Source organism: Rhodoferax potami, from assembly GCF_032193765.1.
Lineage (GTDB): Bacteria > Pseudomonadota > Gammaproteobacteria > Burkholderiales > Burkholderiaceae_C > Allorhodoferax > Allorhodoferax potami.
The window spans coordinates 1,482,900-1,509,113 of record NZ_JAVBIJ010000001.1; the positions used below are offsets into that span (position 1 = coordinate 1,482,900).

Sequence of the window (26,214 nt, forward strand, 5' to 3'; positions counted from 1 at the left end):
AAAACACGCAGTTAGCGCAATACCTCGAGCGCCTGTGCAATGTCGGCTTGTAGATCAGCCACGTCTTCCAGACCAACCGAAAAGCGAACCAGCGTGCCGCGCAGCAGATGCTCGGGCCAACCGGAGCGCATGGTTTCCAGCTCATAGGGCACTACCAAGCTGATAGGCCCGCCCCAGCTGTAACCCAGCTTGAACAAGCGCAGCGCATCGCAGAAGGCATCCACCTCGGCTTGGGTGAAGCGTGGATCCAGCATGACACTGAACAGGCCAGCGGCGGTGCCGACCTCGCCTCCGGTCAGCGCCTTCCAATAGCTATGACCGGGCGACTCCGGTAATGCAGGATGCAGCACTTGCACAAACTCGGCTTGGGTCTGTGCCCAGGCCGCCAGAGAACGCGTAGCGGTATCGTGGGCTTTGTACCGCAGGTCGATGGTCGGCAATGAGCGGAGCACCATCTCCACGTCATTCATGCCCACACCGATTCCAAACCGCATATGGGTGAGCTTGAGCTTGAGGTGCAGGCCCGGATTGCGGGTGATCACACTGCCCATGAGGACGTCGCCACCCCCGCTGGGGTATTTGGTCAGTGCATGGGCCGAGATATCGACGCTGACCCGCTCCGCCGCACCCGGCACCAAATCAAACGGGCAGAACGCCAGGCCGGCGCCCCAGGTGTTGTCGAGTGCAGTGTTTACCCGGCGCCGCTGGCAGATGCGCACCATCTCCACCAAATGGGGAAACTCAAGGCTGACGGACCCTGCAGCCTCCAACCACACCAGCTTGGTACGACTGGAGATTTGGGCCTCCAAGTCTTCCGGGTCCATCGGGTTGTAGTACTGATGGGTAATGCCCCAACCTTGCAGCTCGCCTTCTACGATGGCCTTGTTGGGGCCATACGCATTGTCCGGAACCAACACTTCATCGCCACTTTTGAGCAGCGACATGGCCACCAAACCCAGTGCAGCCAGGCCACTGGGAACCAACAGGCATTCGTCGCCCCCCTCCAGGGTGGCGAGGCGCTCCTCCAGCGCATAGCTGGTGGGCGTGCCATGCAGCCCGTAGGTATACGCCGATTTGTCTTTCCATTCGCGACTGCGCATGGCAGCCACGCTCGGGAAGAAAACCGTCGAGGCCTTGAACACACCCGGTTGGGGCGCCTCAAAACCAGCCGGCGGCTGATAAGGATGGTGAATGAGGTGAGTAATCCGGTCGGTCATGCAACTACGCCAGCAACAAACAATGCGTCAAACGCTCCACTTTTGAATCAGCTGCTGTGGACGCAAAGAGTCGTAGCTCTCAAACGGCTGGTGAATCCAAGGGTTGGTCGGCAGAAACTCGACCGAGTAGTCAGGTGTGAACACGCTGACGGCCTTGGTCCAAATTACCGCGCTACGCAGCTCAGTGATCGGGGCGTAGTTGTTACGCAGCTGGTTAATCACCGCATTCAGGGTATGACCGGAGTCAGCCAAGTCATCCACCAGCAACACCCGGCCTGCGATCTCACCCTTGGGCGTGGTGATGTAGCGGGCGATATCAAGGTTGCCTTGCTGGGTGCCGGCTTCCGCGCGGTAAGAGCTGGTCGACATGATGGCCAAAGGCTTGTCAAACACCCGGGAAAGAATGTCCCCAGGACGCATGCCACCGCGGGCCAGACACAAAATAGTGTCGAATTCCCAGCCGGACTGGAAGACCTTGATAGCCAGCTTTTCGATGAGGTTGTGGTACTCGTCGTAGCTTACATAGAGGTGTTTACCGTCTTCAGTCAACATCAAATTGCTCCTAAAAGGATAGCTGCTTGCGCAGTATTTACGTGGGCTAGAGGCACAAAATGCATAAAACAGCTTACTCAGGCAAATAAGGGTGGCGCATCATGATGGTGTGGTCCCGGTCCGGGCTGGTAGACACCATGTGAATCGGCACGCCAGTCACTTGTTCGATACGCTGCAGATACAAGCGGGCCGCTACCGGCAGCTTGTCGTATTGGGTCACACCCACGGTGCTGTCACTCCAACCTTCCATCACTTCGTAGATGGGTTTGCAGCGCTCAATCTCATCGGCGCCCATGGGCAAGATGTCGATTTTTTCGCCGTCCACCTCGTACCCGGTGCAGAGCATCAATTCTTTCAGGCCATCGAGCACATCGAGCTTGGTGATACACAAGCCCGACAAACCGTTGACCTGGGCGGAGCGCTTAAGCAACGCCGCGTCAAACCAGCCGCAACGGCGTGAGCGACCGGTAGTCACGCCCTTTTCGGCGCCAATGGTGCTCATGTGGTATCCGGGGGTACCGGGCACTTCCCAATCCAACTCGGTGGGGAACGGGCCGCCGCCGACACGGGTGCAGTAGGCCTTGGTGATGCCCAGGATGTAGTGCAGCATGCCGGGACCAACGCCCGAGCCAGCCGCCGCATTGCCAGCGACGCAGTTGCTGGAAGTCACATAGGGGTAGGTGCCATGATCCACATCCAGCAAGGTGCCCTGAGCACCTTCAAACAGCAGATTGGCACCAGCCAGATTGGCTTCGTTCAACTCGCGGGACACGTCGGCAATCATGGTTTTGAGCAGCGCCGCGTGTTCCATCGCTTGCTGGAACACGGGTTCAAACTGAACCCGGCCGTTGGCCATGAAGGGCGCCAGATGAGGACCGAAGTCAAACGCCTCAGACCCCAAGTAGGTCGCGAGAACGTGGTTGTGCAAATCGAGGAGCTCGCGCAGCTTGGCAGCAAAACGCTCAGGGTGCTTGAGATCCTGCACACGCAACGCGCGGCGTGCGATCTTGTCTTCGTAAGCCGGGCCAATACCGCGACCGGTAGTGCCGATCTTGGCGGTACCGCCTTTTTCACGGAAGGCTTCCCGCGCGACATCCAATGCCACATGGAATGGAAGGATCAACGGGCAGGCTTCGCTCACACGCAGGCGGGAGCGAACCTCTACGCCTGCCTTTTCCAGGCCTTCGATTTCCTCGAACAACTTGGCAGCCGACAGCACCACACCGTTACCGATGTAGCACTTGACGCCGGGGCGCATGATGCCGGAGGGGATCAGGTGCAACGCGGTTTTCACACCGTTGATCACCAGGGTGTGGCCCGCGTTGTGTCCGCCTTGAAAGCGCACCACGCCTTGGGCGCTTTCGGTGAGCCAATCGACCAGTTTTCCCTTGCCCTCATCACCCCACTGGGTGCCGACGACCACTACATTTCGACCTTTGGTTGTATTCATTTCGCTCAGGATTAAATTGCTGTTACGACCCACTGACCAGCGGCTTGCACCAGCTCACGGTCGCAATGGAACTCATCGACTTCACTTTCGTGCCCGGGGAGGACACACACTACGGTTTCACCCTGTTGGCGCAAACCCGCAATCGCTGCTCGCAAGGCCGTGGCCTCGCCCCATGGGGCACGGATGGCAGCCCGCAGTGGCCGCACCTGTGCCGCATGGGCTAGAACTTTCACATCCAGACTGAAGCCGACCGCCGGGCGCTTGCGACCGAAGACCGAGCCCACTTCGTCATAACGCCCGCCACGGGCCAACGCATCACTTGCACCTTGGGCGTAAACGGAAAAACGCATGCCGGTGTAATACGCATAGCCACGCAAATCCGCAAGATCAAAAGTGACTTTGACACCATCAAGGTGACCGGCCATCCATTCGAGATGGTCAAGGGCCTCGAGCACACCGGGCAATTGAGGGAGTGCTGCACGGGCCTGCGCCAACACACCGGCCCCGCCGTACAGCGTCACCAACAACTTGAGCGCCGCAGAAATAGGGGCTGGGCAAGCCGCTGTGAGTTCGCTCAAAGCACTGCTGTCTTTAGATGCAAGGGCAGCCAGAACGTCGGCACGTTGGCTGCTGTTCAGACCCGACTCGGCAAGCAAGCTGCTGACGATGCGCGCATCGGCCATGTCCACAGTTAGGCTGCCTACCTTGCTCGCCTTGAGGCTATCCAAAGCCAGGGTCAAAATTTCGAGGTCAGCCTCCAGGCCTGCGTGACCATAGATTTCCGCACCGAACTGCAAAGGCTCACGGGTGGCATGAGGCACTGCAGGCAGCGTATGCAACACCGGCCCGCAATAGCACAAGCGGGTAACACCGCGGCGGTTCAGCAAATGTGCATCAATCCGGGCAACCTGCGGCGTGGTGTCAGCCCGCAAGCCCATAGTGCGACCGGAGAGCTGATCCACCAACTTGAAGGTCTGCAGATCCAGCGCTTTGCCGGTACCGGACAGCAGAGACTCCAAGTGCTCCAGCAACGGAGGCATCACGAGCTCGTAGCCATAGCAACGGGCCATGTCCAGGAGATCTCGACGTATTTCTTCGATGTGACGTGCTTCGGACGGCAGTACATCGGCAATGTGATCCGGGAGGACCCAAGCGGACATGGAATTGAGGGGAGGCTGTTAAAACGGAGATTTTACCGGCCTTGAGCCCTAAATTTCAGGAGAGCATCCACCAAATGCTGACTAAACCCACAACGATGCTGCACAAGCCATAGAAGCGGATCTGTCCGTCCTGCAACTGCAAGAGCTGCTCAAACAGCTTGCGCCACCCGCGGGGTGACGCAAAAGGAAACAAACCTTCTAGCACTAGCACAAGGGCTAGTGCTACCCACAACGTGTCTCCACTCACGTTTACTTCTTGGCTGCTGGAGCGCTACCGCCCCCATTGCGGAAGGTTTTGAAGAATTCAGAACCGTTCGGATCCAGCACCATCACGTCGCTCTTGTTGGCGAAAGTGGATTTGTAGGCCTCGAGGCTGCGATAGAACTGTGCGAATTGCGGATCTTTACCAAACGACTCGGCATACACGCGCGCGGCCTCTGCATCGCCCTCGCCTTTGATTTTCTGCGCATCGCGGTAGGCATTGGCGATCGTAATTTCACGCTGACGGTCAGCGTCAGCACGGATTTTTTCGCCTTCGGCGGCACCCGTTGAGCGCAGTTCGTTGGCGACGCGTTTGCGCTCAGCCTCCATCCGGCGGTAAACCGATTCCGTAATAGCCTCTACGTAGTCCACACGGGTGATGCGAACATCCACCACATCTACGCCCCAAGGCTTGGCACCGCGGACTTTGTCGAGCACTTCTGCCTTGACGTCTGCCATCAAATCTTCGCGCTTGAGCGAGAGCAGCTCTTTCACGGTGCGTTTGTTGATCTCTTCCTGGAATGCGTTGCGCACCACACGGTTGAGCTGACTGGCACCAGCACCTTCATTCAAGCCCACATTGCGGATGTACTCCGAAGGCTCAGTGATGCGCCAACGCACATACCAGTCGATGACGACGCGCTGCTTCTCAGCGGTCAACATCGGCTCCGCATCTGTGCTGTCGAGAGTCAGCAAGCGCTTGTCGATGTACGACACATTTTGAAATGGTGGCGGCAGCTTGAAGTTCAGACCAGGCTCGGTAATCACGTCTTTAATCTGGCCCAGTGCATAGACCACACCAAACTGGCGCTGGTCCACCACAAACAAGGTCGAGCTCGCCAGTGCCAAAAGCACCAATAGCGAAGAAAAAATCAATCCAATGCGGTTCATAGTCATGTCCTAGCGCACATCGCGTTCGCGGGTCCGGGCCGCATCACGGCTACGGGGGTCTGGAGTAATCGTTGCACCGGTAGCTGCAGCGGGTGCTGCAGGAGCAGCGCCACCGGCGGCAGGGTTCGCTGCAGGACCGTCACCGGAAGCTTGCGAGCCTGTCATTTGCAAGACCTTGTCCAAAGGCAGGTACAGCATGTTGGAACCCTGCTTTGAATCCACAATCACCTTGGTTACGTTGCTGTAGATCTGTTGCATGGTGTCGAGGTACATGCGATCGCGCATGACCTGAGGCGCCTTTTGGTACTCGGCAAACACCGAGCGGAAACGCTGCGAATCACCTTGGGCCTGAGCCACAACGCGTGCTTTGTAAGCATCCGCCTCTTCCTTGAGTCGGGAGGCAGAACCCACAGCGCGCGGAATCACGTCGTTGGCGTAAGCCTGCGCTTCGTTTTTGGCGCGCTCACGCTCTTGGCCAGCCTTCAGTACGTCGTCAAAAGATGCCTGCACTTGCTCGGGAGGACGAACACCGCCCTGCTGCAGGTTCACACCCACCACTTCAATACCGACCTTGTAACGGTCCAGAATGGTTTGCATCAATGCACGCACACGCGGTGCGATCTGGTCGCGCTCTTCAGAGAGTGCTGCGTCCATCTTCATTTTGCCCATGACCTCGCGGATAGACGTTTCTGCGGCTTGCACCACTGCCTCGCTCGGATTCTTGCTTTCAAATAAGAAAGCCCGGGCATCACTCAAACGGTACTGGACTGCAAACTTGATATCCAGAATGTTCTCATCTTCCGTCAGCATGGCGGACTCTTTGAGCCCGGTGGCTTTCATGACCACGTCACGCCCTACATCCACAGAACGGATCTGGCTCACAAACACCAACTCGTGCTTTTCAATCGGATACGGCAAGCGCCAATTGAAACCGGCGTTCACCGTCGATTTGTATTTGCCGAACTGCGTAATGACCGCTTGCTGACCTTCTTGCACGATGAAAAAACCAGTGCCTAACCAAATCAGCGCCACAACCCCAATGATCAATCCCGCGCCAATGCCGGCATTTTTCATATCTGGCTGAAATCCACCGCCTCCACCATTACCTGCGGGCGGCTTCTGGCCGCCACCAAACAAGCCGCCAAGTTTGCGATTGAAATCCCTCCACAACTCGTCGAGGTCAGGGGGGCCGGACTGCGCGGTATTCTTTGGGGGCCGCCCATACGATCCCGGTTGGTTTGACGGTCTGTCGATGTCACTCTCAGGCTTGGGGCCACCTTCTGTACTTGGTGGCTCTTGCTTGTCGTCTCCACGCCCCCAACGGGAATCGTTGAGATTGAGAACCACGCGCAGCCAGGACATGAAGTCCCGGTTTTTCGTACGGATCGCAGTAAGTTTCATGGTTTTTTCTTAAGTGCAGTTAGGCGCATTGTGCCAATTCAGGTCTCATCCCCTAGGGGCTCAGGGTGAATAGCCGAATTCTGGATCAATTCAGGCTCAGGTTTCGCGATTTCAGCCAGCTTTTGACGTAGCAAGGGCATTCCCTCCAGCGTCCGCGCACTCACAAATAGGCGCGGAGTTTGAACCCCTTCGATCTCATAAAAATCATCGATTCGAATAGGCTGTGCCTCTAACGCGATGGCATCCACCTTATTGAATACCAAAAGCTGCGGAATATCAGCCGCGCCGATTTCTTTCAAAACCATCTGGACCTGGGCTATTTGCTCGGCAAACTCGGGGTTCGCTGCATCGACCACGTGCAGCAACAAATCTGCGTCAATGGCTTCTTGCAAAGTCGCTTGAAATGCGTCAACCAAGCCGTGTGGCAAATCACGAATAAAACCGACGGTGTCCGACAGCGACACTGATCGCCCGGCCTCTCCAAGGTAGAGCTGTCTGGTCGTTGTGTCCAACGTAGCAAACAGTTGGTCAGCGGCATAGGCACGCGCTTTTACCAACGCATTGAAAAGCGTTGACTTGCCTGCATTCGTATAGCCGATCAGGGAGATATTGAAAGCATCGCGTCTTTCACGCTGACGCCGCTGGGTTTGTCGTTGGCGCTTGACCTTGCTCAGGCGCTCTTTGGTTCGCTTGATGTTCTCACTGATCATCCGGCGATCCAGCTCAATCTGAGTCTCTCCGGGACCACCGCGCGTCCCGATACCACCGCGCTGACGCTCCAAGTGAGACCAGCGTCGCACCAAACGCGTGCTCAGGTACTGCAAGCGGGCAAGCTCTACCTGCAGCTTACCCTCGTGGCTTCTGGCCCGCTGAGCAAAAATCTCAAGGATCAAAAATGTCCGGTCATTGACCGGCATCTGCATGTGGCGCTCAAGGTTGCGCTGCTGCCCGGGGCTCAGGGCTTGATCGAAAAGGATCTCGGTCGCACCCGTTTGCAGAGCCAACTGGCGGATTTCTTCTGCCTTGCCGGACCCCACGAACAAGGCGGCATCCGGTGCTCTGCGCTTGCAAACCACACGCCCTACCGGCTGTAAACCGGCGGTTTGGGCGAGCAGACCCAACTCTTCCAACTCGGCATCGAAATTGGGCAAACCTAAATCGACCCCCACCAAAATAGTCGGAGCCGATTGACTGTCCATCGAATTACTCAAAAGCGGAAGTAGTTTTCAAAAGTTAAAAGGGCCAAGCGGAACTTGGCCCGTACACCCGGCCTCAAGCAGCTGGTGCATCCTCAGCGACAGCAGACAGATTCACCGCGCGGCCTGGAACAATCGTAGAGATTGCGTGTTTGTAAACCATTTGTGTCACCGTGTTGCGCAAGAGCACAACATACTGATCAAAGGATTCGATTTGACCCTGCAGCTTAATGCCGTTTACCAAATAAATGGAGACCGGCACATGCTCCCGACGCAATGCGTTCAGGAATGGGTCTTGGAGGAGTTGGCCTTTGTTGCTCACGATATTCTCCGTGTTCAAAAATGATGAGGGTTTGACGATACCACACATAAGTGCGGAGCCTATTTGGCCAAGCTATTCGCTTCTTAAGGGTAAGGAAACCCTTTAATCCTTATCAGCAAAAGGATTCGCCGACGATTTCATTTCGATTCTCAGGGGCGTACCCACAAGATTGAATTCCTTACGGAAACGACCTTCCAAAAAGCGCTTGTAAGCCTCTGTGACGTGCTCCAGTGAGTTTCCGTGCACCACGATGATGGGAGGATTCATCCCCCCTTGGTGGGCATAACGAAGCTTGGGGCGATAGGCACCAGTTTTCTTTGGCGTTTGAAATTGAACGGCTTCCAACAACAAACGCGTCAACACCGGCGTCGGCATTTTGCAATTAGCGGCCTTGTGGGCCTGGGCAATGGCATCCCATACAGGACCGAGCCCTTGCCGTTTTTTGGCAGAGATCAGATGCAAAGACGCGAACTTCAAAAACCCCAATCTGGTTTCGAGGGATCTTTTTACCAATTCGCGCTGATATTCATCCACTGCATCCCATTTGTTCACAGCAACAACCACCGCACGTCCCGACTCTAGGATGTATCCCGCAATATGGGCGTCTTGATCTGTCACGCCCTGCTCGGCATCGATCAGCAGCAACACGACACTGGCGGACTCGATGGCCTGCAGGGTCTTCACCACTGAGAATTTCTCTATCGCTTCAAAGACCTTCCCTTTGCGACGAAGACCGGCTGTATCCACGAGTTCAAACTTTTGCCCGTTGCGCTCAAAGGGTACCGAGATGGCATCACGAGTGGTACCTGGCATGTCAAAGGCAACCAGTCGCTCCTCACCCAGCCACGTATTGATCAACGTCGACTTACCAACATTCGGCCGGCCTGCAACAGCGAGTTTGATAATGCTGGGGTCGGCCGCCTCTGGGTCGTCTTCGGGCTCCTCCAAATGCAAGGCATCGAGGGCCAGTTCGATCAGTGATCGCATGCCCTGACCGTGGGCTGCGGAGACGGGATAGACCTCACCCAGCCCGAGTTCAAAAAACTCCGAGAGCTGGGCTCCGGCCTTCATGCCCTCTGCTTTATTCGCAATCACCAGACAAGGTTTGCCCAGCTTACGAAGATAGTTCCCGATGTCATGGTCTTGCGCAGACAAGCCGGCACGCGCATCAACCACAAACACCACAACATCAGCCTCTGCAACCGCTTGGCGCGTTTGTTTGGCCATTTCTTTAAAAATGCCACTGCCGGCGTCAGGCTCGAAGCCCCCGGTATCAATGACGATAAATTCGTGTTTGCCGTGCTTGCCGTTGCCATAGTGGCGATCGCGGGTAAGACCCGCAAAGTCGGCCACGATCGCATCACGCGTTTTGGTCAGGCGGTTAAATAGTGTGGATTTACCGACGTTGGGACGACCAACGAGGGCGATAACTGGCTTCATGAATGACCTTTTTTATTCGGGACGGAAGGCAAATACGCCCCCCTTTTGAGTCACTGCGACCAGGGTATTGCCTGAAAGGACTGGCGTAGCGGCAAGTGGCGAACCGTCGAGCTGAAGGCGCCCGACTATCGCACCATCTGCGGCAGAGAGCAGATGCAACAGACCTGCATTATCCGGGACAACGAGTGTAGAGCCCAACAGGACAGGAGTGCCCAACTCACGCCACTTGAACTTATCGGATTGCCAAAGCCTCTCACCGTCCTTGCGACTCCACGCAATGAGCGTACCGTCGGATTCAGAACCAAAGACCGCAGTGTCTCCGCCACCAATGCCAGTAAATCCATTGGCGGTCTTGGACCACACAGATTTACCCGACCCTGTGTCTACGCAGGCCACAGCGCTCGCGTAAGCTCGGACGCAGACACTGGCACCCCTGCGGCTTATGCCGGAGACAACATCCACCAAGCGCTCTACCTCATTGGTACCGCGCCCCAGTGCTACAGGCACATCCCATTTCTGGCTCCCGTTACTGGGATTGAGTCCCACGAGGCGACCGCCGAGCCCGACGACCAACGTGTCTCCGACGGGAAACAAAACACCCGGCCGATCCAAAACCAGCGTGTCCGCGCCACGCTGCTGTTGCCACAGCCGCTTTCCAGTTTCGCCATCAAAGGCAGACAGGGTGCGATCAGGTGTCATCACAAACACGCGCCCACCGGCAACCAAAGGCGGAGTGATTGCCACCGCACCTAGATTCTGCCGCCAGAGAGACTTGCCACCCTGCATTACAACCACCTCACCCGTGACCGTGGTGAGCGCAACACGTCCGTCGCCGGCCCCAATGGCTGCAGAAATCCTTGCTCCGGCATTGCCGGTTGCGCGCACTGCACCACTTTCTCCGTCTAAGGAAACAACCGAGCCCGCGGTAGTAGCCAAGTAGATCTCGCTCCCTGAACTTTTGAGTTCCAAGGGAAAAGAAACTTCACCAACGGCGCCCTTCCAGACGTTCTTGACACCCAAAGAGGGAACCAAGGGCGCGAGCTCAGCTGGCTTTTGCTTGGTCGGACCAGAACAGGCCGACAACACCACGCAACTGATAAGCGCGATGGTGAGACTGAGAGGGGAATACCGCTTGACCATACGTTTCACTTCGCTTCGGTAGAGCCTAGCGCTGCGAGTTTGACCTCAACCAAGCGCCGATACTGGTCTTGCTGGGGCAATAGCTTGAGCGCTTCATTAAATCTTTGGGCCGCATCGTCACTCTTTCCTTGAGATAGCGCCAAGTCCCCTCGTTTGTCAGCGACCAATCCGCCGAATTCGGACGGAAAGTCGGTAGACAACAACTTACCCGCTTCATCAAACTCTTTCGACTCGATTAACAGACCCGCATGACGCACTTTAGCCAAAGCGGCAAGACCGGCATCTGCCTTGCTACCTGCAACCCAAGTCAAGGCAGTTTTCGCTACGTCCGGCTTGCCGGAAAGATAGGCCACTTTGGCCAAATTCAAACCAGATTGCTGGGTGTAAAAAACAGAAGGGAAGCGTTGCTTCATATCATCAAAGGCACGGGTAGACGCAACCAGATCTCCTGTTCCGATCAGACGTTCAACCTCTTCATACATTGCTGATGCTTGCTCCGCTTGGCGCTTATTCCACCACTGGTATCCGTTCCATGCGGCGAAGCTCCCGAGGACTGCGATCAACACCCAAGTGATTGCATTGCCGTACTGCTTCCAAAAATGCTTGAACTGGTCAAGTTGCTCTTGTTCTTCGAGATCTAAATGGTTTGCCATGGTGTGCCTGTTTATGCTTATGACGCTTGATGCGACGCCCATTGCGCCAGTTCAGTAAGCGCAATAGTGACTTGCGGAACATCCGCGTTTCTTAGTGATTTGATAGTGACTTGTCCCGAGGATATTTCATCGGGCCCGAATACCAATGCGTAGCGCGCCCCAGAACTGTCTGCACGCTTGAATTGAGACTTGAGACTGGGCATGCCCTCTGGCGTGCTGGCCTGCATCTGTACTGATAAACCAGCCTGGCGCAGCGACGACAAAACCGGCATCACAGACGGCAAATAGTCAGAGTCCAGAATGACCGCAAACACATCCAAGACAGGCGTCGGAAGTGGGCGCGCAGATTCTTGAATCAGCTCCAGGACGCGTTCGACCCCCATGGCCCAGCCCACGCCGGGAGCCGGCTTGCCGCCTATTTGTTCAATCAAGTAGTCGTAGCGACCGCCGGCACAGACAGTCCCCTGTGATCCGAGTTTGGTTGTCACGAACTCAAAAACAGTCAAGTTGTAATAGTCCATACCGCGGACCAAGCGAGGATTGATGGTGTAAGGAACACCGTGGCTTTCTAGGAGTCGGAGGACCGAATCTAAATGTGCCTTGGAAGCGCTGCCAAGAAAATCAATCAACTTGGGCGCGGCCTCAATCACGGGCTGCATAGCAGGATTCTTGGAGTCCAACAGACGCAGTGGATTCAAGTGCAAACGGCGCTTGGCCTCCTCATCAAGAGCGTCCATATGAGCCTCAAAATGCTCAATGAGTGCCGCTCGATGCCGGTGTCGCTCCTCCGGCTGGCCTAAGCTGTTGATCTGCAACTCGATACCTGTCAGACCCAGCTCTTGCCATAGCATGTGCGCCATGAGGATGACCTCTGCATCCACCTCAGGTCCGCCGAAACCTAGGGCCTCGGCGCCGATCTGGTGGAATTGACGGTAGCGACCCCGCTGCGGGCGTTCATGCCGGAACATAGGGCCCATGTAATACAAGCGTTTGGGACCGTTGTAGAGCAAAGAATGCTCGACCACAGCGCGCACAACACCTGCGGTGTTTTCAGGGCGCAAAGTCAGCGCTTCACCATTCAAGCGATCCTCGAATGAATACATTTCCTTTTCAACAATATCCGTCACTTCGCCTAGCCCACGCACAAACAATGCGGTGGGCTCGACGATGGGGGTGCGAATGTTTTCAAAAGCAAACCTGCGCATCACGTTGCGAACCAATGACTCCAGCGCTTCCCACGACGCAGATTGCGGCGGGAGAATATCGTTCATGCCTTTGACTGCAACGATTTTGTCCACCTTGCGTGGACTATTTTTCTCTGACATAAATTCTCAAGCTTGAGGGGATGGAGGCGTGAAGCGCGCCTTGATGTAATTCTCAACAACTGTTTGGAACTCGCTGGCGATGGAATCCCCGCGCAAGGTCATTTTCTTTTCACCGTCGATGTAAACCGGGGCCGCGGGGGCCTCGCCAGTGCCAGGAAGACTGATGCCGATATCAGCGTGCTTACTCTCTCCTGGCCCGTTGACAATGCAGCCCATCACGGCCACCTTCATGTTTTCGACACCAGGATACTCTTTGCGCCAAACAGGCATCTGATCTCTTAAAAAATCGTCGATCTGCTTGGTGAGCTCTTGGAATGTGGTGCTAGTGGTCCTGCCGCAACCCGGACAGGCCGTAACACTGGGCACAAACTTACGCAAACCGAGTGATTGAATGATCTCGGAAGCGACGATCACTTCCTGAGTCCGCGCTTCACCGGGAGCGGGTGTCAGTGATACACGAATGGTGTCGCCAATGCCCTCTTGCAAAAGAATACCCAAGGCCGTGGCAGAGGCCACCGTACCTTTGGTGCCCATTCCGGCTTCGGTCAACCCCAGGTGCAACGCATACTTTGAGCGTCGGGCGAGCTCCCGATACACAGCGACCAGATCGGACACACCACTGACCTTGCAGGACAACATAATTTGATGCCCGGGCAAGCCGATCTCTTCGGCTTTCTCTGCGGAAGTAATGGCCGAGGTAATCAGGGCCTCATACATGACCTGCTTGGCATCCCAGGGCTGAGACCTGCGGCTGTTTTCATCCATCAAAGATGCCAAGAGCTCTTGATCCAAGCTACCCCAGTTCACTCCGATTCTGATCGGCTTGTCCCAACGGATAGCCGCTTCGATCATTTGTGCAAACTGACGGTCACGTTTGTCACCCTTACCCACATTCCCGGGATTGATACGATACTTGGACAACGACTCGGCACATTCCGGGTAGTCAGTCAACAACCGATGACCGTTGAAATGAAAGTCACCGATCAACGGGACATTGACACCCATACGATCCAATTGCGCCCGAATATGAGGCACTGCTTGGGCTGCTTCGGGTGTGTTCACCGTGATTCGGACTAGCTCTGAGCCCGCCGCTGCCAGCTCTTTCACCTGAATCGCTGTACCGATCGCATCTTCGGTATCGGTATTCGTCATGGATTGAATACGCACAGGAGCAGCGCCGCCCACAGTGACGACATGACTGCCCCACCTGACCTCTGACTGCAAACTCCTGCGAGGCAAGGGCTGCGCTAATGCAATAGGTAATCCTTGGTCCACTACTTCACCTCGAAACGAGCAACGTTATCTTTTGAAACATCCGTCATCACAAACGGCTTACCCCGAACTTCGACCTCTGCAAGGTCTGCTTTACCCACAACAACTGCCAAAGGCGGTACTCCATTCACTGCAGTGGTAGTACCACCTTGCAATGTCCTGCGCAATAAAACCGCACCATTGGCATCAACCACTTGTACCCAGGTAGTTCCCTTGGCACGGACGAGTAAAAAATCCTCGCCGGTTTGACTACCGCTGGCAGGAACTATCGGCTCGGGCGCAACTGCCGCTACCTGACTTGCCGTGTTTTGCGGGGGAACAGCAGCACTTGGAACAACTTCAACGCTAGCCGCCTTATCGTTGGACTCTTGCTTTGGTGCACTCATGCCAGGTACTGAATCCGCAGGAGGCATCAGCTCTGTGGGCTCAGTCTCCGAAGTGGTGAGCCAGCCGGGCAACTGCACACTTGGAATAGCAAAAACCAACACCGCACATGTCAACAGCCCAAGTACCAACAATGCACTCGGTCTCTTCACGATATCCAGCATCGAAGATTTGACCCAATTTTGTTGATCTTTAAAAGGCTCGTTAATTCCTCGATCCGCCACTTGAAACTGGGGAGCCACCACATGCGGCAAGCGCTCAAGAATGGGGGCCGGATCAATTTTCAGCGCACGACAAACACTGGAGGCCAGAGCCCGCACGAATACCGCATCTGGCAACAAATCTATCCGGTCTGACTCCAGCGCCTCCAACTTCTTGACTGGAACCTTCATGGAAACAGCAAGCGCAGCGATGTGCAACCCAGCCGCTTCGCGCGCATTGCGCAGCATTTCACCGGCACTGGGCAGATTGTTGGTCACAACACTGCCCTGCTCTGCCGCCTCGCCACCCGCTTCACTCATCAAACGCCCCTCGCTCAAGCAAACTTGCCTCTTTAGATACTGGGAACCTTTTCGCCAACTGTGTGCCCAACTGGGCCGCAGAATCTCGGTTCCCTAACCTGCGCTCAATCTTTACGCCCAGCCATAGCGTCTCAGAATTCGCAAACTCGCTGTTATTCACGCGACGGATCTGAGATTGCGCTCTCGATAAATCTCCGCGCAGGACAAACAACAGAGCCAAGTTGTAGCCTGCAACCGGATTGCCCGGCTCCAGCTCGAGAGCCCGAGTGAGACTGACCAGTGCCTCGTCTCGCAAGCCCGCAGTTTTCTGACAAACGCCAAGCGCCATCCACGATTTGGCGCGCTCTTGGTACAAGGGGTTGTTAATTGCTGCAGAAAAATTAGCGTAGGCCTCTGGCATCCGCCCTTGCTGACAGAGCATCCAACCATAATTGTGCTGAACAGCTGCCGCCTGCGGGCTTAACTGAAGCGCACGCCTAAAGCTCTCATCTGCCAACCCAAAATCATTGAGTTGCATGTAAATCAAACCGCGCAAATTGTGCGCTTCGTAGATTCCCGGATCGGCAGCAATGGACTGCTTGATCTCGTCAAGCGCAACCCGCGTTTGACCATTGCTGTAGTAGCCAGCCGCCAATTCCAATCGAATCTTGGCACGCTTGCGGGCTGGCGTCTCGTCGGAATCGGTTGCAATGTCCGTACCCGGTGAAATGGAGGGAGCGGATGAGCAGCCTTGAAGGAAACCCAACACAGCAATCGCCAAAGCCCCCCCCAACATAAGGGCGAGCTTACGTGCAGCGACTTTCACCGTCGATTGCCTACTTTCAGTCATCGCGGGCCCCATTTCAATTGAAGTTTTTTTGCTCACCGATTTGCTGCAGCATGATCGTGCGTTGCTTGCTTATCCGGTTGCTCACATTCGTGCGATCTTTGACGTCACCGGCGAGCTGTCCGCACGCCGCGTCGATATCATCCCCCCGCGTTTTGCGAACCGTAGTCACAAGACCACCATCCAGCAAAATCCGAGCGAACTCCTGGACCACATTGTTCTTCGAGCGCAAAAGCCCCGACGCTGGAAAAGGGTTAAACGGAATCAGATTGAACTTGCAGGGAACATCAGCCTCGCGAACCAGTGTCAGCAAGGCTCGCGCGTGTTCGGGGCTGTCGTTAACGCCATCGAGCATGCAATATTCAAACGTAATGAAATCGCGCGGCGCTCTTTCGAGGTAACGCTTGCATGCGCTCAGAAGCTCCACCAGGGGATACTTCTTGTTCAAGGGCACCAAGTTGTCGCGCAGTACATCTGTAGGTGCGTGCAAAGACACGGCTAACGCCACTGGACAATCGTCTTTGAGACGATCCATCATTGGAACCACGCCAGAGGTTGAGACCGTCACTCGCCGTCGCGACAAACCGTAACCATGGTTGTCCAACATGGTCCTCAGTGCAGGCACCAAGGCGGCGTAATTTTGGAGCGGCTCCCCCATGCCCATCATCACCACATTGGAGATGACGCGCTCTTGAACCCCGAGATGTTTGCGCAGGAAGTGCTCAGCAAACCACAGCTGCGCCAAAATCTCCCACGTCTTCAAATTTCGACTGAATCCCTGGTGGCCTGTCGAGCAAAAACGACAACCCACCGCACAACCCGCCTGCGAGGAAATACAAAGCGTTCCTCGATCGGACTCCGGGATAAAAACTGTTTCGACAGCGTCACCACCACCGACATCAAACAGCCATTTGATGGTTCCGTCAGCAGATATATGCTGCGTCATTACTGGCAATGCGGTGATTTCAGCATTGCCTTTTAATTTGTCTCTGAGAGATCGGGCGAGGTCGCTCATGTCATCAAATTGGTCTGCGCCTTTTTGATGGACCCAACGAAATAGTTGAGTTGCGCGAAACTTTTTCTCGCCTAAGCTTTCGCAGAAGGCGGCCAGACCCTCGAGGTCAAAATCGAGCAGGTTGACCGCCATACTGAATTAACGCGAGTAAACGTTCATACCGGCAAAGAAGAAGCCGATTTCCACCGCTGCAGTTTCTGGAGCGTCAGAGCCGTGCACTGCATTGGCATCGATGCTGTCAGCGAAGTCAGCGCGGATGGTACCTGCAGCAGCCTTTTTAGGGTCAGTTGCGCCCATCAGGTCGCGGTTTTTAGCGATTGCGCCTTCGCCTTCCAAGGCTTGGATCATCACGGGACCGGAGACCATGAAGTCCACCAAGTCCTTGAAGAAAGGACGCTCTTTGTGCACAGCGTAAAAAGCTTCTGCTTCGCCGCGCGACAGGTGTGCCATGCGTGCAGCCACAACCTTCAGTCCAGCGGCTTCAAAACGAGCGTAGATCTGACCGATCACGTTCTTGGCGACTGCGTCAGGTTTGATGATAGAGAGTGTGCGTTCGATTGCCATAGTAATTCCCGATTAGAAAAAAATTGTATTTGCCCTAGATGGACAAAGCCGGCGAGTTTAACACTCGCATTAACGACTTCTGCCGCCCGAACGGCGCTGACCGCCACCCGGGCGACCTCGGCCGCTTGCCTCTTGCCGCTGTCGCGAAAAGCTGTCTGCACCGATGTAACCTAAAGATGTTTTCATCGGATCAGGTTGACCACTACCCTCTTGGCGTGTGGCTTGACGAGGGGGTTTTCCCCGTCCTTGACGGGCTGGAGGTGTTGGTGGCGCAGCATCCCTCGGATACGCCGGACCACGCCCGCCCTGCCGCCCCCCGCGCCCACGCGAGCGCGCACCGCCACCACCGGCAGCCGCGTCTTCATGGAGACGGGGTTTGGGTGTTCCGGCTGCCTGCATCAGCAAGCGGATGTCAGATTCATCCAATTCCATCCAAGCACCGCGCTTAAGACCCCGTGGAAGCACCATGGCGCCGTAGCGAATGCGGATGAGTCGGCTTACCGCATGCCCGACAGACTCCAGCATACGGCGAACCTCGCGGTTACGGCCTTCAGAAATGGTAACGCGGTACCAACAGTTGGATCCTTCACCACCGCCGTCTTCAATAGAGCCGAATTGTGCAATTCCGTCGTCCAGCTGAACGCCGCTTATCAGGGCTTGCTTTTCCTCTTTCGTGAGGGCGCCCAAAACACGCACTGCGTATTCGCGCTCCAAGCCGAATCGCGGGTGCATCAGATTGTTAGCCAACTCGCCCGAGCTAGTAAACAACAACAGGCCTTCTGTATTCAAATCCAATCGCCCGACGGATTGCCACTTCCCTTGGTGGAGCTTTGGCAAACGGCGAAACACGGTGGGCCGATTTTGGGGGTCATCATGAGTCACTACCTCACCGACTGGCTTGTGATAAGCAATCACGCGTGCGGGTGGCGGATCGATTCGAAAGCGAATCGGCTTACCGTTGACCTTGATGTTGTCACCAAACTGAATCCGCTGCCCGATGTGGGCAGGTTCGTTGTTCACCGAAATCCGCCCTTCGAGAATCAGCTGCTCCATTTCAAGCCGCGACCCCATCCCCGACTGGGCAAGTACTTTATGCAACTTCGGGGTCTCGGCGAGCGGCGCCAAGACCCGCTTGGGCAAGCTGACATCTTCTGCGGCTTCATCTGCATCGAATTGGCCGGAGATCACATCATCAAAGCGGTTCCCTCCCACTTTCACAGAAGTGCTTTCCGATGGAGCTGGGGCTTCAATGGCATGAGAAGCTTCAGCGTCATTGATATTGTCGTTATCGTTCATAGTGATGTTCCGTTTTCCACTGCATGCGAAGTCGCTTGCAATGGCATAGTTAACTGTTGACCTTCGGTCGGTTCGGCTTTCATGGAGGCCTGATCCGCAACCCCCAACATATCGCCAAAATCCTTCACGGGGTCTGTGCCGCGATCTGGCGACTCCAACAAAGGAAGCTGATCCAACGAGCTCAAGCCCAAATCGTCCAAAAACTGCCGCGTTGTCGCATAGAGCGCCGGTCTCCCGGGCGCCTCACGATGCCCGATAACTTCTACCCAACCCCGATCCTCCAACTGTTTGATCAACAGTGAACTGATCGTGACTCCCCGAATGTCTTCCATGTCCCCGCGCGTAACCGGTTGCCGGTAAGCGATGATGGCCAAAGTCTCCAGCGTCGCACGGGTGTACTTGGGGGGCTTCTCCGGATGGAGCCTGTCCAGAAACTCCCGCATCTCGGGACGGCTCTGAAATCGCCAGCCAGACGCCACACTCATCAACTCTACACCGCGCTCAGCCCACTCCATCTGGAGTTCCAGCAACAGGGACTTGACCGTATCTGCACCGATTTCATCGGCAAATAGCTCTCTCAGCACGCGAACCGTCAAAGGCTGAGGTGAACAAATCAAAGCGGTTTCGAGCACACGCTTGGCATCGACCATGTTCATAGTCTGGACTCAAAGATGGAAACCGGTGTTTGTTGCGGACCGGAGTCAACCGCACTAGGTAGGAGAAGCTGCTTGCTTGGATCGACTACCCTACGTGAAACGTAGTTACAAACCTCCCGGTTTGGTGGACGGATTGTAACCGAGCCCCAATTGAACAGAAAGTGCCAAGAAATCGGGCGGCGGTGGCGACTCAAAAGTCAAATTGGCCCCTGTGACAGGATGCTGAAATGCCAGTCGGCAGGCATGCAAGGCTTGTCGACCCATATCCGCCGCTGGGGCACCACCATAAACCGGGTCAGCGACCAAAGGGTGCCCGAGGTGCGCCATGTGGACCCGGATCTGGTGCGTGCGGCCGGTGTGCAGAATACAGCGAACCCAGCAAGCGACCTGACTGGTTGACAGCAATTCAAAGTCCGTTCTGGCTTCTTTGCCCGCGTGTAAACCCAAATCCACCACCGCCATTCTCAACCGGTTTCGCGGATCCCGACCGATCGGCGCGCTGACAGTCTTTAGTCCCTGCCAAGGCCATGCCTTGTGGGCGATCGCGAAATACTGGCGACTGACCTCCCTGGCTGCAATTGCCTTCACCAAAAAATCCATGGCAAGCCGTGTGCGCGCCACCACCATCAAGCCACTGGTGTCCTTGTCCAAGCGATGGACAATACCGGCACGCGGAACCAAAGCCGCGTGAGCACTGTAAGCCAGCAAGCCGTTCAACAAAGTTCCACTCCAGTTGCCCGGCGCCGGGTGAACCACTAAACCGGGTGGTTTGTTGATCACCAGAACATGCTCATCCTCGTACACCACATCCAGAGACATGGACTCAGGCTTGAAAGCTTGGCTTTGAGGTGTGGGGCGCAGTTCAATCACTGCAGAGTCGCCTACCTTGACCTTGACTGAAGTCTTCAAGACCACGCGACCATTCAGTTGCACCAACCCCAGCTCTATCAGCTGCTGCAAATAGCTGCGCGAGAATTCTTCCACATGAAAAGCGAGCGCGCGATCCAAGCGCTCGCCATGGACATCCGCCGAGAAAACGAGGTGACGCAGCTCCGTTTCACCCGCGATATCCGAGGGGTCTTCCGCCTCTTGTTCCGCAGAGTGCGTCGATATAATTCTCGTGGTTTGTATCAAGAAGGTCCCCAAAATGCTGCGTGCGAAATTATCGGTCGTTTATGCCCCCATGCTGGCGGCTTTGGCCAGTCTGCTCGTGGCCTGCTCCAGTGCTCCCGTCGACAAAACCGCAGGCATGAGCCCGAATCGCTTGTACGCGGAAGCAAAAGACGAAATGGGCTCCTCACAATGGGACAAAGCGGTGCCCTTACTGGAGAAGCTGGAAGCGCGCGCAGCAGGAACTCCATTGGCACAGCAAGCCCAGCTCAACAAAGCCTACGCGCACTTCAAGGCTGGCGAACAGGCGCAGTCTCTCGCCACACTAGAGCGATTTATAAAACTCCACCCAGCCAGCCCGGCTTTGGACTATGCGATCTATTTGAAGGGCATCGTGAACTTCAACGATGATTTGGGCCTGCTATCGGCGGTTACTCGCCAGGATCTGGCAGAACGTGATCAAAAAGCGGCCAAAGAATCGTTCGAATCTTTCAAAGAATTGACCTCACGCTTTCCCGACTCGAAATACACCCCCGATGCACGCCAACGCATGAACTACATCGTGGGCTCGCTGGCACAGTCTGAAGTGCATGTGGCACGCTACTACTACAAGCGGGGCGCCTATCTGGCAGCCGCAAACCGCGCCCAACAATGCCTGACAGATTACCGGGATGTGCCCGCCACCGAAGAAGCATTGTTTATTTTGTACAAATCGTACGACGCGCTCGGCATGGTCCAGTTGCGGGACGATGCGAAGCGAATCCTCGACAAAAACTACCCGCAATCGGAATTTGTTGCTGGCGGCGGAAAAGCTAACTCCAATCCGTGGTGGAAGCTTTGGTAAGTTCACCAAGCGCTGCGTAATACTGCGCCTCTTCAGACAAGGGGCGCATGGCGGGCAAAGCAGAGAGCAGCTTTCGACCATACGCCATCGTGCGCAAGCGGGGATCACAGACCACCAAAACGCCACGGTCGGATTCCCGGCGTATCAAGCGGCCGACCCCTTGTTTTAGGGCGATTCCTGCCATCGGCAGCTGAACCTCATTGAACGAGCTTCCCCCTTCGACCTCCACCTTGGCGCAGCGCGCCTGCAATAAAGGGTCGTCGGGCGGTGCAAATGGAATTTTGTCGATGACCAACAGTTGCAAAGCGCGCCCGGCAATATCGACGCCTTCCCAAAACGTAGCCGACCCCACCAAGATCAAACCAGACCCATGCTTTGACTGAAAGTGATTGAGCAAGTCACGCTTTGAAGCTTCGCCTTGCACTATCACACGAATATCAAGGTGCGCAGGCAACAGCTTGCGTATGCTGTCTGCGATGTGTCGCATGGCACGTAATGTGGTGGTCAGTACCATCGTGTGCCCCCCGAGCAACTGCGCCGACTGCGCCACCAGTGCCGCTACGGCGCTGCTGTGTTGTTGAGAGGACGGAAGCGCAAACGACTTGGGAACATACAAAGCCGCTTGTTCCGGATAGTTGAATGGGCTCGGGATCCGCAAGCAAGCCGCATCTTGCAATCCGCTAGATGCAAGAAACCAGTCCAAGTCGTTGCCCACACCCAAGGTGGCCGATGTAAAGACCCACGACTTGAGCGAATCAACCCCACCACCAGAGACCACCTTGGCTTGCATCGCCTCAGAGATATCCATCGGAGACTCTACGCACCGCAAACGTGCACCCGACTCCACCCAGCGAATCAGCCCGTCCTGAACCGGAAGAAGCGCACGCTCGACCTGCTCCAAGAGCGCACTTGCACGTTCAAAAAGGGTTCGCAAATCAGGATGCGCATCGCACACCCCCTGGAGCGCCATCGTGAGCGTCCGGATAGTGTCCACAAAGCGAGCCATCCGCGAAGTCCAAATCGCAGGGGACAAACCGTCTGGAACTCCCAGCGCCCACAAGGCACGCTGCGGCGCACCCCCTTGCTCCGTGAACACCGCATGCAAAGCAACTACGGCCATTTCCATCTGCTCGACCAGGTATGGCCAATCGGCAAGTCCGCGCGCGCACTGTGCACCGGTAAAGACCATATCCCGCCCCAAGGCCAAGGCCTGGCCTGTAGACCATTGACGCCCCAAAAACTGAACACCGATGTCATTGAGTTGATGTGCTTCATCAAAGACCACCGTGTTTACGGTGGGCAGTAATTCGGCCACTCCGGACTCACGCACATTCGCATCAGCAAAAAACAAATGGTGGTTGATCACCACCATGTCGGCATTCATGGCGTCACGCCGCGCTTTGTACAAAAAACAATCGGTGTAACGGGGGCACTTGGATGCTCCGCAGTTTTCCCGGGTGGAGGTCACTAACGGTAAAACTTGGGCAGACTCCTCCAAAGCAGGCACCTCGGCAACATCCCCGAAACGGGTAGATACCGCCCACTGCTCCACTTGCCCCAACAAACGCAACGGTGCCGCGGTCTGCAGCATGCCGTCATGCCGCGCATTAGTCAGCCGGTGCAGGCAAAGATAACTGCTACGACCTTTGAGCAGTGCCACTCTGGCCGGACTTTTTAGCATGGCTATGACCGCCGGAATATCGCGACCAAACAACTGGTCCTGCAACGCTTTGGTAGCGGTGGATATCAACACCTTATGCCCGCTGAGCAGCGAGGGAACGAGATAGGCATAGGTCTTACCAATCCCCGTGCCGGCTTCCACAACAAGTGTTCCGCCGGTTTCCATAGTTTGAGCGACCGCTCGCGCCATTTGGATCTGCCCTACGCGAGGCATGTACTCCGGGACGGATTGTGCGAGCGCGCCCACATCACTGAACACAGCCTCAACGGCAGCAACCACTTGAGACATCAGGCGGATTCGTTCGGACCCAAACTGCGCTGCAGCTGGAAAATGGCATCGCGCAACCCCAAGCGCCGTTTCTTGAGGCGCTGAAGCAGCAACTCATCTTTGATGCCACCTTGCGAGGATGCAAGATCAATGCATGCGTCAAGATCGCTGTGCGCCATACGGAGCTCAATGAGCCGACGCTCAGGTGAATGTAGATTAGTTTCCAAAGGTAAAAGCGGCCGACAAGGTGGTTAAACTGACCGCCAGAAGCAACGGCCGCTCGATAATACGGCCTGCCATACCGGCACACGACCGATTTTTTCGCAAGCACCACTCCATGTCCTCTGGTTACCGCCTCAGCGCCTCTACCGGCATCCACAAGGGTGACCGCGAATATCAGCAGGACCAAGTCTCGCTATTCAAGCATCCGAGGGTGAACGGATGCATTTTGGCGATCGTGGCTGACGGCATGGGTGGACGAAGTGGCGGCAGGAAAGCCTCAGACCAAGTCATGCTCACAGCGAAGCAGCTCTTTGAGCGCTACGATCCCGCAACAGACGACGCGGCCGTTACATTGCGCCAAGTGGTGGAAGAAGCGCATATCGTGATCAAGTTGACCGCGATTTCCTCAGAAGAAGAGCCGCACAGTACCCTTGCAGCATTCTTGATCAATCCCGGCGGCGACTGTCATTGGGCCCATACCGGCGACTCCCGGGTTTACCAGTTCCATGGAAACCGGTTCGTTAAACGAACCATGGACCATTCTTACGTGCAGGCCTTGATCAATCGTGGGGAAATCACGGAAGAACAGGCCGCTACCCACCCCCAGTCCAATATCTTGATGGGCTGCCTCGGTACTGATAACGATCCACCCATCGATTTTCACTTTATCCCGCAGCTCCGGGCTGGTGATGTACTCATGGCGTGCAGCGACGGAGTTTGGCACTACTTCAACAATGGCGAACTGGGCTCCGTGCTCTCCACACTCTCCGCCCGCGAGGCTACCGAGTTTTTGATCGAGAAAGCGCGTTCTCGGGCCCATGGCGGCGGTGATAACTTGTCTGTCGTGATTGTCAAAGTCGAAACCCTTCAGCATTAAGAGGGGTTCTTGACCGGCCTTCGAGGTCACTGATTGATCGGAAGCGGCTCTGCCCTGTCGGGCTTGTCTTGGATGCGCTTCTCTACCTCGGCTTTGCGGCGTGCGGCTTCTTCCAGTTTGGCTTCGAACGCAGCGCGATTGGCTTGGGCTTGCTCCGGGCTGATCGCAGACGATGAATCATTCACCTCTGATCGGTCGACGGGCTGTGGCACTGGCGCTGTTTTGGGTACGCGCTCCGCGACAGGGTCCTTGGCCATTTCTTCCAGCCGCTTGGTTTGCTCGGTTTTCTTGTCTTCAAGCCGTTCCAGCTGTTCGCGTGTACGCTCCGTCCGCTCTGCATCACGCAAAGCGAGTTCACGCTTGCGCAAGGCGGCAGCGCGAGCACGCCGTTCGGCGCCCCACTTTGACAAGCAGGCATTGACCGCAAACCGGTCATAGCACGCCGACTCGATACGAGAACCTTCGAACTGCAACTGCTGTCGCTCTGCCTCTACTGCCTCCAGCGAGTCAGCAAAGGCGGGTAAGAAAACTGCCTGCAGCAAGACCAAGCGGATCACGAAGGACAAAATTTTCATGTCAATCGGGTATCCACTGTACGACGCTCAAGCTCCAAAAACTCTTTGGACTGCATTTCTGTCAAGCGGGACACGGTGCGCGGAAACTCATGCGACATAGGGCCTTCGGTATACAACTGCTCCGGGGCCACATCTGCAGACATGATTAGTTTCACGCGGCGGTCGTACAGCACATCCACCAACCAAGTAAAGCGCCTTGCCTCGGAGGCCATACGCACCGGCATGTGCGGTACACCACTCAGGAAGACGGTGTGGAAACGTGAAGCGATTTCGAGGTAATCATTTTGCGAGCGGGGACCACCACACAAGGTCTTGAAGTCAAACCACACCACGCCCCCTGCCTTGCGCACCGCGCCGATCTGGCGCGACTCGATATGCAGCAGAGGGTCTTCATCATGCTGCTCGGCCAATGCATTGAAGGTGGCCGTCATCGCGGCATCTGCCACCGGGCCATTGGGCACGTGGTAAAGCTTGGCATCCTCTAGGGTGCGCCGGCGGTAATCGGTCCCGTTATCCACGTTGAGCACCTCCAGCTTCGCATTCAACAAAGCAATGGCCGGCAAGATGCGGTCCCGGTGCAGGCCGCCGGGGTAGAGGTCATCCGGCTTGAAATTCGAGGTCGTCACAAAGCCTACGCCGTTGTCGAACAAGGCGTTGAGCAAACGGTGAAGGATCATGGCATCGGTAATGTCCGCCACGTGGAACTCGTCAAAGCAAATCAAGCGGTAACGCTTGGACATGCGCTTACCCAGCTCATCCAGCGGATTCACCGTGCCTTGCAGGTTCACCAGTTCGTGGTGTACCTCGCGCATGAACTCATGGAAATGCAAGCGGGTTTTGCGCTTGAGCGGAACGGCATTGAAAAAGCAATCCATCAGGAAGCTCTTGCCCCGCCCTACCCCACCGAACATATACACGCCCTTTGGGATCTCGGGCCGATTGATCAGCTTCTTGAGGGCATTCGAGCGCTTGGCTTTGTAAGCAGCCCAATCGCTGGCACAGCGCTCCAGAGCCTCCACGGCACGCAACTGTGCGGGGTCGGCTGTGTATCCACGGACCTTCAACTCCGCCTCGTAGGCTTCTTTAACGCTCAAGG

The 26,214-nt window shown here is 56.0% G+C and carries 27 protein-coding genes; 2 read left to right on the forward strand and 25 right to left on the reverse strand.

Translation table 11 applies throughout. From position 1 onward, the window contains the following. Positions 1-11: 11 nt before the first annotated feature. The 21 genes from RAE21_RS07110 to RAE21_RS07210 form a co-directional block, all read right to left on the reverse strand. Positions 12-1,217: a PLP-dependent transferase gene (locus RAE21_RS07110; protein ID WP_313880763.1), complete on the reverse strand. Its 1,206-nt coding sequence runs from the start codon at positions 1,215-1,217 to the stop codon at positions 12-14. 27 nt (positions 1,218-1,244) lie between these two features. After that, positions 1,245-1,769: a phosphoribosyltransferase gene (locus RAE21_RS07115; protein WP_313876035.1), complete on the reverse strand. Its 525-nt coding sequence runs from the start codon at positions 1,767-1,769 to the stop codon at positions 1,245-1,247. A gap of 73 nt (positions 1,770-1,842) precedes the next feature. Continuing rightward, positions 1,843-3,219, reverse strand: a complete 1,377-nt coding sequence (locus RAE21_RS07120) for an adenylosuccinate synthase (RefSeq protein WP_313880764.1) — start codon at positions 3,217-3,219, stop codon at positions 1,843-1,845. A gap of 11 nt (positions 3,220-3,230) precedes the next feature. Further along, a complete protein-coding gene (locus RAE21_RS07125) occupies positions 3,231-4,379 on the reverse strand; it encodes an ATP phosphoribosyltransferase regulatory subunit (protein ID WP_313880765.1) in 1,149 nt (382 codons plus the stop codon). Between the two features lie 55 nt (positions 4,380-4,434). Beyond that, positions 4,435-4,626, reverse strand: coding sequence for a DUF2065 domain-containing protein (locus RAE21_RS07130; RefSeq protein WP_313876032.1), 192 nt, complete (start codon positions 4,624-4,626; stop codon positions 4,435-4,437). Between the two features lie 2 nt (positions 4,627-4,628). Continuing rightward, positions 4,629-5,531, reverse strand: coding sequence for a protease modulator HflC (gene hflC / locus RAE21_RS07135; RefSeq protein WP_313880766.1), 903 nt, complete (start codon positions 5,529-5,531; stop codon positions 4,629-4,631). Between the two features lie 9 nt (positions 5,532-5,540). Further along, on the reverse strand, positions 5,541-6,932 hold the full coding sequence (gene hflK / locus RAE21_RS07140; RefSeq protein ID WP_313880767.1) for an FtsH protease activity modulator HflK: 1,392 nt from the start codon (positions 6,930-6,932) through the stop codon (positions 5,541-5,543). 38 nt (positions 6,933-6,970) lie between these two features. After that, positions 6,971-8,131 (reverse strand): GTPase HflX, encoded by a 1,161-nt coding sequence (hflX, locus tag RAE21_RS07145; RefSeq protein WP_313880768.1) that lies wholly within the window; start codon positions 8,129-8,131, stop codon positions 6,971-6,973. A 73-nt stretch (positions 8,132-8,204) separates the two neighbouring features. Continuing rightward, on the reverse strand, positions 8,205-8,450 hold the full coding sequence (gene hfq / locus RAE21_RS07150) for an RNA chaperone Hfq (RefSeq protein WP_322562236.1): 246 nt from the start codon (positions 8,448-8,450) through the stop codon (positions 8,205-8,207). 102 nt (positions 8,451-8,552) lie between these two features. Further along, positions 8,553-9,890 carry a ribosome biogenesis GTPase Der gene (gene der / locus RAE21_RS07155; protein WP_313880769.1) on the reverse strand — a complete coding sequence of 446 codons (1,338 nt, stop codon included), beginning with the start codon at positions 9,888-9,890 and terminating at the stop codon, positions 8,553-8,555. Positions 9,891-9,902: 12 nt separating this feature from the next. Beyond that, positions 9,903-11,030, reverse strand: a complete 1,128-nt coding sequence (gene bamB / locus RAE21_RS07160; protein ID WP_313882673.1) for an outer membrane protein assembly factor BamB — start codon at positions 11,028-11,030, stop codon at positions 9,903-9,905. A gap of 5 nt (positions 11,031-11,035) precedes the next feature. After that, a complete protein-coding gene (locus RAE21_RS07165; RefSeq protein WP_313880770.1) occupies positions 11,036-11,683 on the reverse strand; it encodes a YfgM family protein in 648 nt (215 codons plus the stop codon). Positions 11,684-11,700: 17 nt separating this feature from the next. Next, complete coding sequence (gene hisS / locus RAE21_RS07170) at positions 11,701-12,981, reverse strand: histidine--tRNA ligase (protein ID WP_313882674.1); 1,281 nt, start codon at positions 12,979-12,981, stop codon at positions 11,701-11,703. A gap of 33 nt (positions 12,982-13,014) precedes the next feature. Then, complete coding sequence (gene ispG, locus RAE21_RS07175) at positions 13,015-14,283, reverse strand: flavodoxin-dependent (E)-4-hydroxy-3-methylbut-2-enyl-diphosphate synthase (protein ID WP_313880771.1); 1,269 nt, start codon at positions 14,281-14,283, stop codon at positions 13,015-13,017. Beyond that, positions 14,283-15,185: a helix-turn-helix domain-containing protein gene (locus tag RAE21_RS07180; RefSeq protein ID WP_313880772.1), complete on the reverse strand. Its 903-nt coding sequence runs from the start codon at positions 15,183-15,185 to the stop codon at positions 14,283-14,285. The genes ispG and RAE21_RS07180 overlap by 1 nt, the downstream gene beginning before the upstream one ends. Then, on the reverse strand, positions 15,178-16,050 hold the full coding sequence (pilW, locus tag RAE21_RS07185; protein WP_313880773.1) for a type IV pilus biogenesis/stability protein PilW: 873 nt from the start codon (positions 16,048-16,050) through the stop codon (positions 15,178-15,180). The genes RAE21_RS07180 and pilW overlap by 8 nt, the downstream gene beginning before the upstream one ends. Further along, positions 16,028-17,158: a dual-specificity RNA methyltransferase RlmN gene (gene rlmN / locus RAE21_RS07190; RefSeq protein ID WP_313880775.1), complete on the reverse strand. Its 1,131-nt coding sequence runs from the start codon at positions 17,156-17,158 to the stop codon at positions 16,028-16,030. Before rlmN ends, pilW begins: the two co-directional genes overlap by 23 nt. A 6-nt stretch (positions 17,159-17,164) precedes the next feature. Further along, the gene (ndk, locus tag RAE21_RS07195) at positions 17,165-17,590 is read right to left on the reverse strand and encodes a nucleoside-diphosphate kinase (protein ID WP_313876022.1); all 426 of its coding nucleotides are present in this window, start codon (positions 17,588-17,590) and stop codon (positions 17,165-17,167) included. 69 nt (positions 17,591-17,659) lie between these two features. Next, positions 17,660-18,886, reverse strand: a complete 1,227-nt coding sequence (locus RAE21_RS07200; protein WP_313880776.1) for a pseudouridine synthase — start codon at positions 18,884-18,886, stop codon at positions 17,660-17,662. Then, a complete protein-coding gene (scpB, locus tag RAE21_RS07205) occupies positions 18,883-19,542 on the reverse strand; it encodes an SMC-Scp complex subunit ScpB (protein WP_313880777.1) in 660 nt (219 codons plus the stop codon). The genes RAE21_RS07200 and scpB overlap by 4 nt, the downstream gene beginning before the upstream one ends. A 105-nt stretch (positions 19,543-19,647) precedes the next feature. Continuing rightward, the gene (locus tag RAE21_RS07210; RefSeq protein ID WP_428983994.1) at positions 19,648-20,676 is read right to left on the reverse strand and encodes an RluA family pseudouridine synthase; all 1,029 of its coding nucleotides are present in this window, start codon (positions 20,674-20,676) and stop codon (positions 19,648-19,650) included. A 13-nt stretch (positions 20,677-20,689) separates the two neighbouring features. Between RAE21_RS07210 and RAE21_RS07215 the strand changes: the two genes are divergently transcribed. Continuing rightward, the gene (locus RAE21_RS07215) at positions 20,690-21,496 is read left to right on the forward strand and encodes an outer membrane protein assembly factor BamD (RefSeq protein WP_313880778.1); all 807 of its coding nucleotides are present in this window, start codon (positions 20,690-20,692) and stop codon (positions 21,494-21,496) included. Here RAE21_RS07215 and yoaA read toward each other — a convergent pair. Together yoaA and RAE21_RS07225 are read right to left on the reverse strand one after the other, a co-directional pair. Next, positions 21,465-23,465 carry a DNA repair helicase YoaA gene (gene yoaA, locus RAE21_RS07220; protein ID WP_313880779.1) on the reverse strand — a complete coding sequence of 667 codons (2,001 nt, stop codon included), beginning with the start codon at positions 23,463-23,465 and terminating at the stop codon, positions 21,465-21,467. The genes RAE21_RS07215 and yoaA overlap by 32 nt on opposite strands. Then, positions 23,465-23,623, reverse strand: a complete 159-nt coding sequence (locus tag RAE21_RS07225; protein ID WP_428983995.1) for a YdcH family protein — start codon at positions 23,621-23,623, stop codon at positions 23,465-23,467. The genes yoaA and RAE21_RS07225 overlap by 1 nt, the downstream gene beginning before the upstream one ends. 158 nt (positions 23,624-23,781) lie before the next feature. Between RAE21_RS07225 and RAE21_RS07230 the strand changes: the two genes are divergently transcribed. Then, the gene (locus RAE21_RS07230) at positions 23,782-24,543 is read left to right on the forward strand and encodes a PP2C family protein-serine/threonine phosphatase (RefSeq protein WP_313876014.1); all 762 of its coding nucleotides are present in this window, start codon (positions 23,782-23,784) and stop codon (positions 24,541-24,543) included. A gap of 26 nt (positions 24,544-24,569) precedes the next feature. Here the strand turns inward: RAE21_RS07230 and RAE21_RS07235 are convergent, their stop codons facing one another. Beyond that, positions 24,570-25,118: a hypothetical protein gene (locus tag RAE21_RS07235; protein ID WP_313880780.1), complete on the reverse strand. Its 549-nt coding sequence runs from the start codon at positions 25,116-25,118 to the stop codon at positions 24,570-24,572. Continuing rightward, positions 25,115-26,212 carry a cell division protein ZapE gene (zapE, locus tag RAE21_RS07240; protein ID WP_313876012.1) on the reverse strand — a complete coding sequence of 366 codons (1,098 nt, stop codon included), beginning with the start codon at positions 26,210-26,212 and terminating at the stop codon, positions 25,115-25,117. Before zapE ends, RAE21_RS07235 begins: the two co-directional genes overlap by 4 nt. Positions 26,213-26,214: the final 2 nt, after the last annotated feature.